Raw genomic sequence first — 16,609 nt, 5'->3', positions numbered from 1 at the left:
TTCCTTATGGTCTCTGCTCAGTTTTACTTATAATCCGAGCCGCAACCGTAAGGAAGCGGGTTCCAAATTAGCCTATGCTAAATTTCTTATAATATCGGGCAATGGCACTGATTTATTTTGAGTATAATCAACCCAAACTATTTTACTAACACCTTGTGCCATAAGTACTTCTTCTTGATACAAATCGTGATCCATAATCATGCTGGAATTGCCAAGACTATGTAAATTACTGCGTATGGTAACTGTGGCAGGATAAACAACTGGCTTTAAGAAAGTACAAGCAACATGAATGACAACAGGGCCAGTTTTACCTGTCATTTTGATATCAAGTTCTCTAAGCCAGTCGATCCTGGCTTCTTGAAAATAGTCAAAATAACGTGCATTGTTGACATGTCCTAATGCATCCATATCACCCCAGGCAATGTCAAAAGTTTTTTGATGTATCATTTTTTTTATTTCAGTCATGATAAGTCCATAGGATCGACATCAACATTCCAGCGAATGCCATTACTTAGTTTATTCATTGTTAACCACTCTCTTAATTGCGTCAATGAAGTTTTAAGAGCTTTTCTTGACGGAGATTTAACTAATAATTGCATGCGATGTTGGTTTGCTTTTCTAGGTAGAGGGGCAGGGGCAGGTCCTAGTACAGTAAGAGGAGGAATCTGAATTTGATCTTTGGTCGCTTTTAAGAATTGAGTCACTTTGTTAAGGGCTTTACCTTGCGCCCTTATCATTGCTAAAAATTGAAACGGAGGTAATTCAGCATCTTGTCTTGTAATTAATAAGGCTTTTGCAAACTCATCATACCCTTGTTGAATAAGCAAATTAAGCATAGGATGATCCGGTAAATGAGTTTGAATTAGTACTTGTCCGGGATATTCTGCCCTCCCTGCTCTCCCTGATACTTGTGTTAACAATTGGCCTAAATGTTCAATAGCCCTGAAATCCTGGTTATAGAAACCAGCATCTGCATCAACAACTACTACGAGGGATAAGCGAGGAAAATGATGGCCTTTGGCTAACATTTGAGTTCCTATAATAAGTTGAGCTTCCCCCTTATTAATTTTATCCAGATGGTTACTGAGAGAGTTTTTTTTACGGACTTCATCCCGGTCAATTCGCAAAATGTTCTTATCTGGAAAATGATTGCTTAAAAACTCATAAATTCGCTGAGTGCCGCTCCCCACGGGTATTAATTCATTGCTATGGCAGCTATTACAAACCATTGGTATTCTTTGAGTTAATCCACAATGATGACAAATCATTTGTCCAGTCTGTTTATGTAGTGTCAAATGACTATCGCATGCTTTGCAATCCACCATCCATCCACATTGATGGCAAAGTAATACTGGTGCAAATCCCCGTCTGTTAATAAAAACCAACACCTGATTCTCTTGTAGTAAATGGTCTTCTATGATTTTAAGTGTTGGTGAGGCTAATCCATGTTGCAATACTTGAGAACGTAAATCAATAAGTTGAAAATGTAATGGCCTGGAGGATAACGCTTTATGCGTTAAGCGTAATAAAGAGTATTTCTTCTGTTTACAATTATGAATGGTTTCCAGGCTTGGAGTGGCTGAGCCCAGAATGATAGGAATGTTGGCAAGATGAGCACGCATTAGGGCTGTATCTCGAGCAGAGTATCGCACTCCTTCCATTTGCTTTAACGAATTGTCATGCTCTTCATCTATTACAATTAGTCCCAAATCAGGCATAGGGGTGAAAATGGCCGATCGGGTTCCAATAACCATGCTCACTTTACTTTCTTTTGCCAGTTGCCAGGCTACTTGTCTTTCGGATTCATTTAGATTGGAGTGTAATACTGCTATGGGATGATTAAATCGGGCGGTAAAACGCGATAAAAGTTGTGGGGTTAATCCTATTTCAGGAACCAGTATCAATACCTGTTTTCCCTCCTCTAATACTTTGGTAATGACTTGCAGATAAACCTCTGTTTTGCCGCTTCCAGTAACACCCTGAAGCAAAAAGCATTGATAATGATGAAGGTGCTCCAAAATAGTAGTGACAGCAATAGTTTGTTCTGGATTAAGTGTCAAAGGGGGTGTTACTTTATTTGTGACTTTTTGTGGCAGGGCAGTTTGTTTTGATTGGGTAATTACCTGAGCAGTGAGCAATGCACTTATTTGTGTTGTGTTATAACCATGTTGTTTTAAAGCATGCTTTGAGACGGCTTCTTTTTGTTGACTCAAAAAATCAATCAATTCATGTTGTTTCTTTGCCCTTGCCGGGATTAATATTTTAGCTTCTTCGGCAGATATGGCCAATTGATAGTAATCGTTGGCAGGTAATAAACAAGGTAATCCTAAACGATACTTTTTGGGTATTACCAAAGGTATTACTTCAGATAAAGGAGATTGATAGTAACTGCCCACCCATCTACAGAGCTCTAACAGATCTTTGGAAATTAATGGTTGCTCATCTATTATTGAGATAATTTGTTTTAAAGAATAGTTTTCCTGTTTTCTTTGCACTGTATTTATTACTATGCCCAGTCGGGTTTGATTGCGAAAGGGCACCCATACTCTCCCACCTATATGTGGTACTATGTCAAGAACTTCGTAGTCAAAATAATCTTTATTAGTATGGGGGATACAAATTTGATAAATGTCTTTCATTTACTTTTAAGCCATTCATGACTTGCTGACTGTCCTGGTGCAGAAAACACTTTCACTACTACTTTTTCAATGCGATGCTTATCTAATTCATCCTTTTCTTTAATAAGTTCATTAACAAACCAACGTGATAACTCTTCTACTGTAATATTGGTTAATGGCATTAAAGTCACATCTTCTTTAAGAAATGGGATTTTTTTCTTGTTGAATGTGAAATAATAATATTCTTCATCCTCTGCATACTCTAAAAAAGGAGAGAATTGGGGCATAAGAAAAGTCTGGTTTAAGTAACGGCATAGCTTATGGATTCGTTCTTTATAATAGCGATAATCGAACGTCATGCCATTTTCTTCTACCCAGGTGGTCAGTGCTAAATAAACTGAATACATATGGCCATGTAAAGGCTCTCTTTCCGTTGCGGAAAATATAGTAGTATGTCCGGCAGAAAATTTCATGGATTCTTTTTGTAATTCCACAGTAGTCAGGTATTTTTTCATAATTATAAATTCACTCGTTTATCATTGATTAGAAAACCATTTAAATCAATTTCCAGATCTTTGGTGAGCGCGATGACCTTAAATAACTCTCCCATTTCGTTGGGTTGAGTTAATTGTTTAATCGCTTGTTTCGCTTCGAATTGCTCCTGCTCGTTATCTGGAATATTTATTAAGCTTAGCAAACCGTTGGCTAGCAAAAAAGAGGCTTGGTTAGTATAACCCGCGATATGAAAACCAGCCTGGTATGCTGCTTCGGCCACATGAGTAAAATCAACATGAGCAGTGATATCTTGTTCTCCTGGATTAACTAAGGGGTTAGGATGAGAGTGATGCTGGTAATGGCACATCAATGTGCCTTGATTTCGGTCTGCGTGATAATATTCGTGGCGAGGAAAACCATAATCGATGATGAACAAAGCCCCTCTATTTATTATGTTGCTGCAATTCAAAATCCAATCATCAAGAAACAAGTTCGCTTCTGTAAGATAAGGTGGTTGAAGAGGGGGTAAATTATTTTTGATATAGTTTAATAGGCGTTGATTGCTTGTTGGTTTAAATATTTCAGTTAATTGATCTTGCTTATCCAGAGTAACAAAGCTTTCCAGGATTTCTGTTTCAGATTGCATAAAACGATAAACTGGCATGGCATCCAGTACTTCATTAGCCAACATCACTCCATTAAAAGGGGTCTCAGGCCATTTATCAAGCCAATGAACCAAGCCTGCCAATTGTGGGATTTTTTGCAAAATAAGTTCTTGTTGGCGCTGACGTAAATTACCACTGACTTCCAGTATCAAATAAGATTCTGGTAAACAATTCAGTTGTTCCAGATGCAATAATATATCAATGCAGAGCTTTCCTGTTCCTGCTCCAAATTCAAATAAGACGGGTGATTCCAGCAAGGATAGGATCTGCTGACATTGGTTAGCGAGGGTTTTGCCAAACAAAGAGGTTAATTCCGGGGCAGTAATAAAATCACCGTATTTTCCTAATTTTTGTAATCCAGAGCTATAGTATCCTTCGTTCGGGGCATAAAGCGCCAACTGCATAAAATCTATAAAAGGCATTTCCTTTTGCGATTTTAACTGGTTTAGTATTGTTTGTTTTAAATTCATAATCGCTTAAACTAACGTGAGTTCGATGTAAACTGGGGAACATACCTTGAATCAGTCAAACACACAAGCAGCAAAAGTCGCTTTAGTTACCGGAGGAGCCAGACGCATTGGCGCAGCAATTATTAAAAAACTGCATACCTCGGGATATCGGGTTGTTATCCATTGTCGGTCAGCCTTACAAGAATCGGATGATCTTGCCAAACATTTGAATGAGCAACGTCTTGATAGTGCTATTGTTTTACAAAAAGAGTTTACGGAACATAACGCAGCAGACGAAATCATATCAAAAATAAATCATTGGGCAGGCCGTTTGGATTTATTGGTAAATAATGCTTCTGTTTTTAAGCGAACTGATGGTCAATTTGTAAATGAGGCCGACTGGCAATATCTTTTTACAGTGAATGTTCATACTCCCTTCCTGTTAAGTCTTGCAGCTCGTCCTTTATTAACCCAATATAGGGGAGCTATTATCAATCTCACTGATATTCATGCCGATAAACCACTTAAAGGCTATTCAGTATATTGCCAAACTAAAGCCGCATTGGAGATGCAAACCAAATCTCTGGCTCGTGAATTTGCACCAGAAGTCAGGGTCAATGCGGTCGCGCCTGGGGCAATCGCTTGGCCTGAGGATGAAAATAGCTTAAGCAAAGAAGCACAGCAAAAAATTATTGAAAAAACTCCGTTGAAAAGTCATGGTAGTCCTGAGTTTATTGCTCAGGCTGTTCTTGCCTTGGCTGAAAACGCATTTATTACTGGCCAGATATTGAAAGTAGATGGGGGTAGAAGTTTGATAAGTTAGAGTTGTATACTGGATTTTATTTCAAATAGTCAGCTTATTGTATAGGGATATCATTATGGCACGATGGGTTTTATTAATTAGCTCTTTTTTTCTGTTTTTATTTTCTTTCAATGCGAATTCCCGGTTTTTTGATAAAAATCAGTTAATTCAAAGATGTCAAATTCTTAATGAAGAATTGAAAGAGCTGGAGTCTCATCAATACAAGGCATTATGTCAACGTAAGCTTGGATCAGCTGCAAATAAAATAGAATTCGCACGAGTTAAAATTATTTATGATAATTATAAGGATGCACAACATTATTTGTCCACTTCAATTGAGGATCTGAAGTTTGCTGAAGATGTATCTTGTGCGTTCAAATCCGGGATTACTAAAGCCAAAATGGAAGCCAAAGCGATCAAAAAAGAGCTGTAATTTCCATTAAAGAAACTTGCAATCCTTGGATTATATGGTGTCATAATCCAAGGAGATTCTTGTCCTAAAACCCTAAATTTCTATGTAGAGTTCAGTTGGTCGAAGTTTGACAAATTAGAGTTGTATACTGGATTGAATTTCAAATAATCAACTTATTGTATAGGGAAATTATTATGTCAAAATGCATTTCATTTATAGGATTTTTGTTTCTGTCTTTGTACTGTTTAATTGCCAACTCCAATGCTTTTGATAAGGAGCAATTAATTCAAAGATGTCAAATTCTTAGTGAAGAATTAAAGGAGCTAGAGTCTGATCAGAACAAGGTAATATGCCGACATAAGCTTTCTTCAGCTGCAAATAAAATAAAAGCTGCGAAAACTAGAATTGTTTATGAGAATTATAAGGATGCAAAACATGCTCTGACCTTATCAATTAATGATCTGAGATTTGCAGAAGACATTTCCTGTGTTTTTAAGGGAGATATTACAAAAGCCAGAATGGATGCCAAAGCAATTAAACATGAACTAAGTAGTTCAGAAATTGTGGAGGTTAATTCCCATACTACTTTGTACTAATAATACAAAGGGGTATGTGAGGACATAGCTAAAAATTCTTTAATATCTATTAGTGAATCGAGTTGATAAAACTGTTGTAATTGTTGTTCATCAAGTTGTTTGTTGAAGTAATAGCGAACCAGGGATTTACTTTGCAATACGGCTTTATGCTTGTTTTCAAGGTGAGATAAACCTTCCAGATGTATTAAGAATAATTTTAATCTCTCGTAAAAAGAAACATGAGCAGTTTGTTGTTGCAATAGATCTTGATAAAGCCAGGGCTTACCTGTTCCTGCGCGTGAAATCATAAAACCATCGCATTTACTCGCTTCTAAGGCATTTTTTAAATTGGACTCATTGTTGATGTCTCCATTTACAATGACAGGGATGTTGATGCATTTCTTGATATTTGCAATATGATGCCAATTACACGGAATATCATAATCGTCTGTCCATCGCCTGCCATGAACTATGAGCGCATCAGCACCAGCCTCTTCTATTTGCTTTGCCAGGATTACATCTTTTTCATTATTTTGAATACGAATTTTAACTGTAAGGGGGATATTGATGGCTGCACGTACCCTGGAGATAATATCGATCAATTTTTTTGGATCTTCCAATAAAGCACTACCAGCTCCTTTTTTTCGAATTTTGGTTTTGGGGCAACCACAATTGATATCAATTATATCAGCACCTAATGATTGTAATTTAACGGCTGCATCTGAAAGCGTATGAGGATCATTTCCTGATATTTGGTAAGCAAGATATTTTTCTATAGGTGATCTATAAAGATATCGGGATTGAGCTGTGTGTTTGTGGAGAATGTCAACAGCAGAGCTCATTTCTGAAACACAATAGGCTGGTGGGGTATAGAGGTAAAATAGCTCTCTGAAAGGGGCGCAGCTATATCCTGCTAAAGGACCTTGAATCAGTCGATGAGGAAGTGTTAAGGAGCCGATTTGCAGAGGGCTATTAATAAAGGTGTGCATCATTAGAATTAAAAGATATAATCGCCTTTTATTTTAACATGATTAACCATGAAGAACCAAAAAAAAGGGAGAGCTTTACATATGGACAGAAGGTATTTGTCTCCTTTGGAACTACTTAGCATTGCAACGCAACATGCTTATACAGCGGATTATATGTTGCAGCAAATTTCCAACGGAATATATAGAGGTGGAGAGGCTATTGACGTTTTATCCCCCATTACTTCGTTAATGTATGTGGCGTTTCAGCTGACTTTTAAAGCCTATTGTTTACATGATCATAGACCAATCAAAGAATATAAAAACCTTATGGAATTAGTTGAATTAAATAGTCATCTTGGTTTATCCAGCAATGATATTTTTCTTTTAAAAACTTTATCAAGGCAGCAGGTGTTCAATAAAGGCATTGATTACGATCTTTGGGAGAACCAGCAGCAATTGCATGTTTTTTGTGAGGAAATTATTTCTTTGTATGAGAGGGTGCAATTGTTGATGCCTTTGGAGCTTCAAAGCGATTACCAAGAGTAGATCTCTTTCGAAACTCGCTGCAGCGAGTTTCGAAAGAAGTCTAATAAACAATATTGGGTGGTGTTTCTTTAGCGATCAGTGTATTTATATAGTTTTCCTATACCTTGTGTATTCTGTTTTTACACCTCCTTTGTGTAAATTATACAAACAAAATGAGTGATTTTAATAAAAACAAAGCCCGTCCTACTTGGCATCCTGACTGATTCAAGTTAGGATAATATTTTTTCTAAAGGGTAATTGTAATGGAGCAACTGGACGATAAAGTCGTGGATAATGTGCAACAACAAGTACTACAGTTAAGTCGTCACCTCAATTCGCGTATTTTAGGTCAAAAAGATTTGATTTCCCGCTTGTTAATCGCTTTGCTTGCTGATGGTCACTTATTAGTTGAAGGCGCCCCTGGATTAGCTAAAACCAGAGCTGTTAAAGAGTTGTCAGACGTTGTCGAAGGCGATTTCCATCGTATTCAATTTACACCTGATTTATTACCTGGTGATTTGACCGGTACGGATGTTTATCACCCTCAAAATGGTTCTTTTGTCTTTCAACCAGGACCTATATTTCATCATCTGATCCTGGCAGACGAAATTAACCGTGCCCCTGCTAAGGTGCAATCAGCATTACTTGAAGCGATGGCAGAAAGACAAGTCACCATTGGTGGTAAAACTTATCCTTTACCAGAATTATTTTTAGTGATGGCGACTCAAAATCCTATTGAACAAGAAGGAACTTATCCTTTGCCAGAGGCTCAATTGGACAGATTTTTAATGTATGTGAAGATTAGTTACCCTGAAGCGAAAGTGGAGCATGATATTTTAACTTTGGCACGGAAAGAAGCTTTAGGTAATTCAACAGAAAGCCAAACAAAAGCTCCTCAACTATCACAAAAAACTTTATTTGCAGCTCGTAAACAAGTACTTAAAGTACATACTAGTGAAGCTCTTGAGAATTATCTGGTGCAATTAGTCGTTGCTACCCGTAATCCTGGGGTATACAGCGAAGAGCTCGGTCGATGGTTACGTTTTGGCGCAAGCCCGCGGGCAACTATTGCCTTGGATAGATGTTCTAAAGCACATGCATGGCTTGCAGGTCGGGATTATGTGACTCCGGATGATATACATGTCATTGCTCACGACGTATTACGTCATAGAGTATTGTTAAGCTTTGAAGCAGAAGCTGAAGGAATTACCAGTGACGATTTTATAGATACTTTATTACGCTTGGTCGCTATCCCCTAGAGGTTTTTATGACTAATGGTGTTGTCGCAGAATTAAGTGAATTAATTGATCTGAGACGTAATGTTCATTCCGTTCATTATAAACCGGAAGGGAGGGCACTACGTTCTGGAAATCATATTTCTAAATTTCGTGGACGAGGGATGGATTTTGCGGAAGTAAGAAATTATCAGGCTGGTGATGAAATTCGTCACATGGAATGGCGGGTTACAGCCCGTACCGGAAGGCCACATGTTAAAATTTACCAGGAGGAACGAGAAAGGCCAGTTGTTATCCTTGTGGATTTCAATCCTTCCATGCTTTTTGGTACCAGGGTGGCATTCAAGTCAGTTGTTGCAGCACGCTTGGCCTCTCTTTTGGCCTGGACTGTAATAAAGCAAGGCGATAGAGTGGGGGGATTCTTTTTTTCCGCTACTGAACATAGTGAATTTATTCCTCGGGGAAGAGAGTCTGGTGTGCTTCCCTTGTTGGCTTCCTTAAGTCGATATACTGCACAAACAGAAACTCAACGCGAAGAAAAGCCACGTATGCTAAGTGATGCATTAATGAGATTACGTCGTGTGATTCGACCTGGCAGTATACTAGTGCTAATCAGTGATTTTTATTCTATGGATACGGAATGCGAGAAACATTTAAGCCGTTTGAGGGGGCATAATGACCTGTTGGCATATCATATTTGTGACAGAATTGAACTGATGCCACCAAAGCCCCAACAATATGCCATTAGCAATGGTAAGCAAGAAATCATATTAGACACGAGTCTAGAAACGGTTAATACAGCTTATCAGCTTTATTGTCAGCAGAGGGTAGACCAATTAAATGATCAATTGAAACGTTTGCAGATTCAGTATGTACAGGTGACCGCTGATACTAATCTAACTCAATTAGTACGTTTGACATTTCCCAGGAGGGTTCGTGGCTAAAACAGAACCATTGGCTCAATTACGAGATATTCACCTCCCCGAGTCTATCGGTTGGTGGCCTCTTGCGCCAGGTTGGTATGGTTTAATGGTTCTTGTAGTAGTGTTAATGATAGGATTTGCTTATTTTCTCTATAAAAAGCATGTTCATGCATTACCTAAAAAACAGGCATTAGGTTTATTAAAAATCTACAAAGAACAATATGACAAAGATAAAAACACTCAATTAGCTAGTGCCCGAATTTCTGAATTACTGAAACGAGTCGCTTTGGTCTATTATCCAAGAGCAGAAGTGGCCAGTATGCACGGGGAAGCATGGCTTGAATTTTTAAATCAAACCTGCAAAGGGGTTGATTTTAAACCAGTTAAGTCCATGTTATTAGATTCACCGTTTAAAACCTCAGAAACTTTGAATTTGAATCCTTTGATTACTCGTGCAGAAAAATGGATTAAACAAAGAGGTGTACCATGTTCGAATTAGCAACTCCATGGGCCTTGTTGCTTATTCCTATTCCTCTATTTCTTTGGTATTTATTACCAAGAGCTAAGGTAAAATTGCCGACCGCATTGAAAATCCCTTTTTTTGAGGCAATGCTAAATATTGTCGAACACGAGAAGCGATTCATCTCAGCCAAGTCATTGTTGTTAATTCCCACATTAGTTTGGCTACTGCTTGTAATTGCCTTATCTGGTCCTCGCTGGGTTGGCGAACCCAAACCTGTGGAACGGGAAGGATACAATATCATGATGGTGTTAGACCTATCGGGAAGTATGGAAATTACTGATATGTTATTACATGGTCGACCGGTGAGTCGTTTGATGGTGGTCAAGAGAGCAGCGGAACAATTTGTAGAAGACCGGGTTGGAGACAGAATTGGGCTGATACTGTTCGGTACACGAGCTTATCTGCAAACTCCGTTAACTTATGACCGACATAGTGTGTTAATGAGAATTGAAGATGCTACTGCTGGCCTTGCTGGCAAAACTACTTCTATTGGCGACGCGGTTGGTTTGGCTGTTAAACGGTTACAGGATGTACCTTCCAAAGGCCGGGTTATTATTTTGCTGACTGATGGAGCGAATAATTCTGGTGTATTAGCCCCTTTAAAGGCAGCCGAATTGGCCAAGCAAGATGGAATTAAAGTTTATACAATAGGCTTAGGTTCTGAAACCGATCCAAGAGCACTGACCAGTGATTTTTTTGCTCCTAACCTTTCTGCAGAATTGGATGAGCCGACGTTACAAAAAATGGCCAAAATGACTGGAGGGCGTTACTTTAGAGCCACTGATCCTGAGTCTTTACAAACTATTTACCAAACCATTAATCAATTAGAAACGGTGAAACAAGAACAGGCGACTGTTCGACCTCAAAAAGAATACTATCCCTGGGTTGTCGCTTTTGCTTTATTTTTATGTTTTTCCTGGTTGATTGCCAGAGCTGATTTATTGATGTACTTAAGATCTTTTTTACAAGGTAGAGAGGTGCTTAAGTCATGATGACCGAATTTCATTTTTTGAGACCCTTGTGGTTATTAATGATAGTACCTTTAATTACCTTAGCAATAGTTTATTGGCACCAAACACCAAAATTACATGCTTGGGAAGAAGTGTGCGATCGCTATCTTCTTGATCATTTGTTGCAGCGTAAAGGTCAGGGTAAACGCATGATTTCCTTGTCCTGTCTATTCTTTAGTATTTTATTTATGATTTTAAGTATTTCTGGCCCAACTTGGCATAAACTACCCCAAGCTACATATAAACCTATTCAACCAAGAGTTTTACTATTGGATCTGTCCGATAAAATGCTGCTTGGCGATTTATCACCAAATCGTCTTAGTCGCGCCAAATTTAAACTACATGACTTATTTACCCGAAAAGATGTAGGGCAATTTGGTTTAGTTGTTTTTACGGGTGAGTCTTTTGTTGTGTCCCCTTTAACAGATGATGGCCAAACGATATCGTCCTTATTGTCTTCACTAACACCTGATATTATGCCAGTCGGAGGTTATAATTTAGATAATGCGCTGGAAGAAGCAAGCCGATTGCTTAATCAAGCAGGCTATGATCATGGACAAATTTTAGTCCTAACCGCTGAAACACCTTCTTCAGAATCTATTGAAAAAGCAAAAAAACTAGCTGAATCAGGCATCTTTTCTTCAATCATGCCAATTAGAGCAGATAAAAATTTGAATCCCTTATTTCAACGTTTTGCTGACTCGGGTGAAGGGCAATTGTTAGTGTATTCACCTGATTCAAGCGATTTGGAAGGATGGTTGAATGCCTCTAAAAGTAAGGAGAAATTTGCCCTTAATAAAAATGATGACATCCCACTTTGGCGCGATGAAGGTCGTTGGTTTTTAATCCCTGCATTGTTTTTATTATTACCTGTGTTTCAGCGTGGTTGGATGCAAAAGGTGATAGTATGATACTGCGAACTTTAACCTTTTTGTTAGTTTCTTTCATTTCAATTGAAGGAAAAGCATTTAGTTGGTCTGATTTATGGTTTACTCCTGATCAACAAGCACAACATTTGATGGAAAAGGGACAGTTTGCAAAGGCTAAAGATACTTTTGAGAGAAGTGATTGGGCTGCTAGTGCTGCATACAGAGCAGGCGATTATGAACGTGCTGCGAAATTATTCAAAGCTCTTAAAACAGAACAAGGCTATTATAATCAAGGAAATGCCTTGGCACATTTGGGAAAATACGAGGAAGCGATACAAGCCTACGATAACGCTTTGGCATTGGATCCAAGTAATCAAGATGCTGTTTACAATCGAAAACTGATTAGTGAATTGTTAAAGAAAGATAAAGATAAAAAGAAAGACCAGGAACAACAGAACAAAGATCAGCAGAACAAAGATCAGCAGAACAAAGATCAACAGAACAAAGATCAACAGAACAAAGATCAACAGAGCAAAGATCAACAGAACAAAGATCAACAGAACAAAGATCAACAGAACAAAGATCAACAGAACAAAGATCAACAGAACAAAGATCAACAGAACAAAGATCAGCAGAACAAAGATCAGCAGAACAAAGATCAACAGAACAAAGATCAACAGAACAAAGATCAACAGAACAAAGATCAACAGAACAAAGATCAGCAGAACAAAGATCAACAAAATGAAGAGAAGCAACCTAATAAAGCGAATACGAATAAACAGGATCAAGATAACAAGAATGATCAGCAAGAGGGAGAAAACCAATCCGAAGCTAATCAAGAAAAACAATTGGCAAAGGAGCAATGGTTGCGTTTAATACCGGATGATCCAGGCGGATTATTGAGAGAAAAATTTTTACGCGATCATTTACGTAGAGAACGTGGGTGGTATCAATGAAAAAATTAATAATATGGTTTTTATTGAGTTTATTTTCATCATTAACATTTGCCGAAATACAAGTTCAGCTCGACCCTTCTCAGGTAACAATGGGAGAAACTTTTAAATTATCCATTACCCAGGAAGATCAACAATCCGGAGGTGTCCCTGATCTAACCGAATTACAAAAGGATTTTGTCATTTTAGGTACAGAAAGGCATGTCAACTATTCCATTATTAATGGCCAAGCCCAATCACAAAGTCAATGGATAGTTCTGTTAAGAGCATTAAAGCCTGGAATTTTTACTATTCCTCCGATAAAAATTGGTTTGGAGCAAAGTTCCCCGATTACTATCAATGTTCAGGAAAGCACTAAAACTCAAACTTTTCCAGATAACTCTATTCAAGAACAAGATGTCTTCCTGATTGCTGGTGTTGATGAAAAGAAACCTTATGTTAACCAACAAATTATCTATACAGTGAAATTGTATAATAGTAAGCGTTTATTAGATGCTGAATATCAAGGTCCTAAAGTGGATGATGCGTTGTTGATCCCATTAGGTGATGCAAAGCGTTATCATGAAGTACAAAACAACATAACTTATGTTGTAGAAGAACAAAACTACGCTATTTACCCTCAAAAAAGTGGGAATTTGAAGATCATTTCACCAACTTTTAATGCCCTTGTTTATGATTATAATCCTCAGCGGATTCAAGCTAAGAGCAAAACAATTAACTTATCAGTTAAACCAATGCCCAAACAATATCAAGGTAAATTATGGTTGCCTGCTAAACAAGTTAAATTGTCAGAGCAATATGAGAATAATAATCAGACTATTAGCCAAGGGAGCACTTTGACTCGCATTGTTACTCTGGAAGGCGTGGCCATTCCTGCCCAGCTATTACCCTCACTTACATTTCAAGAAACAAGTTCCTTTAGTGTCTATCCCGAGAAAGGTGCTGAACGCAATCAGGTTAAAAATGGTGTGCTAGTTGGCAGTGTTGAAATTAAGGTCACTTATTTATTTAACAAAGCAGGTAAAACAACGATACCAGAATTACGTCTTCTTTGGTTTAATACTGAAACAAGTAAAGATGAAGTAGCTGTTTTACCCCCAAGAAGTCTAGAGATTACTCCTTCAACCACGGCGAAAACAAGTACAACGGATGATTCTCAACGTGTTGATAAAGAGATGCAAACGAAACAACCTGTTTCAGACTCTGGATTAAACACCAATACATCAGGAGGTTGGGCTTTGGCATTAGCTATTATTTTTGCTTTGGCCTGGCTCATCACTTTAGGCTTATGGGTATGGCAAAAGCAATCAAGATATACCATCAGCAAAAGGGAATATAAAAGGGCTTTGAATGCATTAAATAAAGCCTGTAACGAGTGTAATCCTAAAAAAGCTCGGGATGCTGTCTTAAAATGGGCTTCGTTACAATGGCCTGATGCGCCTTTACTGAACTTAACCGATTTAACGCAATTGGTAAGGGATGCGCATTTAAAGAAACAATTACATTTGCTATCTCAAGTATTGTATCGAAGTCAGGAAAAAACTTTGTGGCGCGGGGATGAATTGCTTCGAGCCATTTATGCAGTAAAACGGAATCAATCAGGGAAAAAAAGAAAAAATAATAACTTACCCCCAATTAATCCATTTTAGGAATAAATTTGTATTCTTAAAGGATAACTTTTGTTTACTATTCCTTTGCTATAATTAACACATCAATCATATGGTTGTGTTACTAATTGTTCTTGCAATTCTCTTAATATCTTTAGTTACTGTTGTGGGCAGGGCAGTTTAAACAAAATGTCATAATTCGGTAGTAATACAGATTACGTAGGTAAACTCTACTTTTTTAGTACTAAAAGGAATGAGCTCCTTTTAAAGATTAGCTGACGATTAAGGAGTTTGGCATGTTCGTCGATGAATACATTCGATATGATGTGCATGAGCTGGCTAAGCTTATTAAAAGTCAGCAAGTGAATGCTGAAGAAGTACTGGAATGTGCGCAAACACGCTTATATGAAGTAAATCCTGTATTAAATGCCATAGTTACTGACTGTTTTGAATTTGCGCACCAATGTCTTGCCGAAATGAAAGGTAATGAGCCTTATTATGGGGTGCCTTTATTAGTTAAGGATTTAGGGCATGCCTTAAAAGGTGTCAGATTGACTGAAGGTTCAAGTTTTTTTGCTAATAATTTCCCTCAAACTAATAGCGACTTAGTTAACAAATTGATTGCATTAGGATTCGTTCCTTTTGCTAAAACAAACACTCCGGAACTAGGTCTTTCCTATGTAACAGAATCCACCTTATTTGGACCATGCCGAAACCCTTTTGATATTACCAGAACGGCTGGAGGCTCTTCAGGTGGCTCCGCAGCTGCAATAGTGGCAGGCATAGCCCCCATAGCCACAGCGAGCGATGGGGGTGGGTCGATTCGTATTCCCGCGTCTTGCTGTGGCTTGTTTGGATTTAAACCGACAACAGGTTTAATTCCATCAGGGCCATGGGTCGAGGAGTTATGGTCCGGGATGGCTACCAATTTTCTGCTAACTCATTCAATTAGAGATTCTATCGCATTATTTAGGAGTCTAATAAATCCAGCACAGCTACAAGCTTTGCCTAAAAAGAAAAAACAATTAATTATAACTGAATTGGAAGGTGCCTTTGCTAATGTTCCAGTCGCAACAGAATGTCTGGATGCTGTGAAGAAAATTAAAGTGATCTTAAAAAATGCAGGTCATAAATTAAATAAAATACGTTTGCCATTAGATTTGTCGTCTATTGGGTCTTGTGCACTCACTTTGATTGCAGCAAATACTTATGCAATGGTAAAAGCACAAGAGCAAATTATTGGTAGAAAACCGCAGATTGATGAACTTGAATCCATAACATGGGAATTTTATTATAGAGGTAAAACGGTTAGGTCTTATGAGCTAATTACAGCCAAGAACAAACTGTATCAATTACTGAGACCGTTGTATGAGTTGTTTGAAAAAACAGATGTTATATTAACTCCCGCTTTGGCCCAATTACCATTATTAATCGGGCAATTACGAACGGACGAGGAATTCAATAGTTATCTACAAAAGAATATAGAGTTTTCACCTTTTACTTCTTTGTTTAATCAAGGAGGACTACCGGCCATGACTTTACCAGTCCTGTTCGATGAACATCTGCCCATTTCAATTCAAATGGGTGCTGCAAGAGGGAGTGATTTGCTGTTACTAGAGTTAGCTAACGAATTGCAGTCTATGTTGCCGAATATTACTGCTCCTGTATCTGTTCAAAAGCTCTGATTTTTTTGATATCGAACCAAACTGGTTTGAAGTGGATCCCTTATCAATGCTACGCATCCCCGTTTTTGCTGGGGACAAGCTTTACGGGATAAGTTCGTTTAGCGATATAGAAGATATCTCCTTGCCTTTTATATCGAATTCACGTTAATTAGTTTTAATTCATCAATCCATATGGTAAGTTTACCTTAGCTTCATACATTAAAGGTATGAATGGTTACTCTTTATTATCATTTTGGCAATTGCAGGCAAAGTTCTATGCAACTAAAGATTGTCTCTCGCATGGTGAAGAGTAAGT

Annotated in this window: 17 protein-coding genes; 12 read left to right on the top strand and 5 right to left on the bottom strand. The window is 38.0% G+C overall.

Going from position 1 to position 16,609, the window contains the following annotated elements:
- Window positions 1-72 precede the first annotated feature (72 nt).
- From ACZ5EK_RS15125 to ACZ5EK_RS15110, 4 genes are read right to left on the bottom strand one after another with little or no spacing between them, the layout of a single operon-like run.
- Window positions 73-465, bottom strand: coding sequence for an acyl-CoA thioesterase (locus ACZ5EK_RS15125; protein ID WP_464430525.1), 393 nt, complete (start codon window positions 463-465; stop codon window positions 73-75).
- Complete coding sequence (locus ACZ5EK_RS15120; RefSeq protein ID WP_464430524.1) at window positions 462-2,639, bottom strand: primosomal protein N'; 2,178 nt, start codon at window positions 2,637-2,639, stop codon at window positions 462-464. The genes ACZ5EK_RS15125 and ACZ5EK_RS15120 overlap by 4 nt, the downstream gene beginning before the upstream one ends.
- A complete protein-coding gene (locus tag ACZ5EK_RS15115; RefSeq protein WP_464430523.1) occupies window positions 2,636-3,133 on the bottom strand; it encodes a 6-pyruvoyl trahydropterin synthase family protein in 498 nt (165 codons plus the stop codon). The genes ACZ5EK_RS15120 and ACZ5EK_RS15115 overlap by 4 nt, the downstream gene beginning before the upstream one ends.
- A 2-nt stretch (window positions 3,134-3,135) precedes the next feature.
- Entirely contained in the window at window positions 3,136-4,248 is a 1,113-nt protein-coding gene (locus tag ACZ5EK_RS15110; protein WP_464430522.1) for a class I SAM-dependent methyltransferase, read from the bottom strand.
- A 46-nt stretch (window positions 4,249-4,294) separates the two neighbouring features.
- Here ACZ5EK_RS15110 and ACZ5EK_RS15105 point away from each other — a divergent pair, with 46 nt between their 5' ends.
- The 3 genes from ACZ5EK_RS15105 (at window position 4,295) to ACZ5EK_RS15095 (ending at window position 6,037) form a co-directional block, all read left to right on the top strand.
- On the top strand, window positions 4,295-5,050 hold the full coding sequence (locus ACZ5EK_RS15105; protein ID WP_464430521.1) for a pteridine reductase: 756 nt from the start codon (window positions 4,295-4,297) through the stop codon (window positions 5,048-5,050).
- Window positions 5,051-5,105: 55 nt separating this feature from the next.
- Window positions 5,106-5,462 carry a hypothetical protein gene (locus ACZ5EK_RS15100; RefSeq protein ID WP_464430520.1) on the top strand — a complete coding sequence of 119 codons (357 nt, stop codon included), beginning with the start codon at window positions 5,106-5,108 and terminating at the stop codon, window positions 5,460-5,462.
- 173 nt (window positions 5,463-5,635) lie between these two features.
- Window positions 5,636-6,037 (top strand): hypothetical protein, encoded by a 402-nt coding sequence (locus ACZ5EK_RS15095; RefSeq protein WP_464430519.1) that lies wholly within the window; start codon window positions 5,636-5,638, stop codon window positions 6,035-6,037.
- On the opposite strand, the gene ACZ5EK_RS15090 is transcribed toward ACZ5EK_RS15095, so the two are convergent.
- A complete protein-coding gene (locus tag ACZ5EK_RS15090) occupies window positions 6,034-7,005 on the bottom strand; it encodes a tRNA dihydrouridine synthase (RefSeq protein ID WP_464432512.1) in 972 nt (323 codons plus the stop codon). The genes ACZ5EK_RS15095 and ACZ5EK_RS15090 overlap by 4 nt on opposite strands.
- An 81-nt stretch (window positions 7,006-7,086) precedes the next feature.
- Between ACZ5EK_RS15090 and ACZ5EK_RS15085 the strand changes: the two genes are divergently transcribed.
- The 9 genes from ACZ5EK_RS15085 (at window position 7,087) to ACZ5EK_RS15045 (ending at window position 16,314) form a co-directional block, all read left to right on the top strand.
- A complete protein-coding gene (locus ACZ5EK_RS15085) occupies window positions 7,087-7,530 on the top strand; it encodes a hypothetical protein (protein ID WP_464432511.1) in 444 nt (147 codons plus the stop codon).
- A 242-nt stretch (window positions 7,531-7,772) separates the two neighbouring features.
- Entirely contained in the window at window positions 7,773-8,768 is a 996-nt protein-coding gene (locus ACZ5EK_RS15080; protein ID WP_464425655.1) for an AAA family ATPase, read from the top strand.
- A gap of 8 nt (window positions 8,769-8,776) precedes the next feature.
- Window positions 8,777-9,688: a DUF58 domain-containing protein gene (locus ACZ5EK_RS15075; protein WP_464430517.1), complete on the top strand. Its 912-nt coding sequence runs from the start codon at window positions 8,777-8,779 to the stop codon at window positions 9,686-9,688.
- Window positions 9,681-10,166 carry a DUF4381 domain-containing protein gene (locus ACZ5EK_RS15070; RefSeq protein ID WP_464430516.1) on the top strand — a complete coding sequence of 162 codons (486 nt, stop codon included), beginning with the start codon at window positions 9,681-9,683 and terminating at the stop codon, window positions 10,164-10,166. Before ACZ5EK_RS15075 ends, ACZ5EK_RS15070 begins: the two co-directional genes overlap by 8 nt.
- Window positions 10,154-11,182, top strand: a complete 1,029-nt coding sequence (locus ACZ5EK_RS15065) for a vWA domain-containing protein (protein WP_464430515.1) — start codon at window positions 10,154-10,156, stop codon at window positions 11,180-11,182. The genes ACZ5EK_RS15070 and ACZ5EK_RS15065 overlap by 13 nt, the downstream gene beginning before the upstream one ends.
- Window positions 11,179-12,111 (top strand): vWA domain-containing protein, encoded by a 933-nt coding sequence (locus tag ACZ5EK_RS15060; protein WP_464430514.1) that lies wholly within the window; start codon window positions 11,179-11,181, stop codon window positions 12,109-12,111. Before ACZ5EK_RS15065 ends, ACZ5EK_RS15060 begins: the two co-directional genes overlap by 4 nt.
- Window positions 12,108-13,025: a tetratricopeptide repeat protein gene (locus ACZ5EK_RS15055; protein ID WP_464430513.1), complete on the top strand. Its 918-nt coding sequence runs from the start codon at window positions 12,108-12,110 to the stop codon at window positions 13,023-13,025. Before ACZ5EK_RS15060 ends, ACZ5EK_RS15055 begins: the two co-directional genes overlap by 4 nt.
- Window positions 13,022-14,671, top strand: coding sequence for a BatD family protein (locus ACZ5EK_RS15050; RefSeq protein ID WP_464430512.1), 1,650 nt, complete (start codon window positions 13,022-13,024; stop codon window positions 14,669-14,671). The genes ACZ5EK_RS15055 and ACZ5EK_RS15050 overlap by 4 nt, the downstream gene beginning before the upstream one ends.
- 254 nt (window positions 14,672-14,925) lie before the next feature.
- Entirely contained in the window at window positions 14,926-16,314 is a 1,389-nt protein-coding gene (locus ACZ5EK_RS15045; RefSeq protein ID WP_464430511.1) for an amidase, read from the top strand.
- The last annotated feature ends 295 nt before the right edge of the window (window positions 16,315-16,609 follow it).

This window comes from Legionella sp. JM-2024 (genome assembly GCF_055389095.1).
The sequence above is the reverse complement of the archived record's forward strand: the minus strand, read 5'-3'. Positions and strand labels throughout refer to the sequence as shown.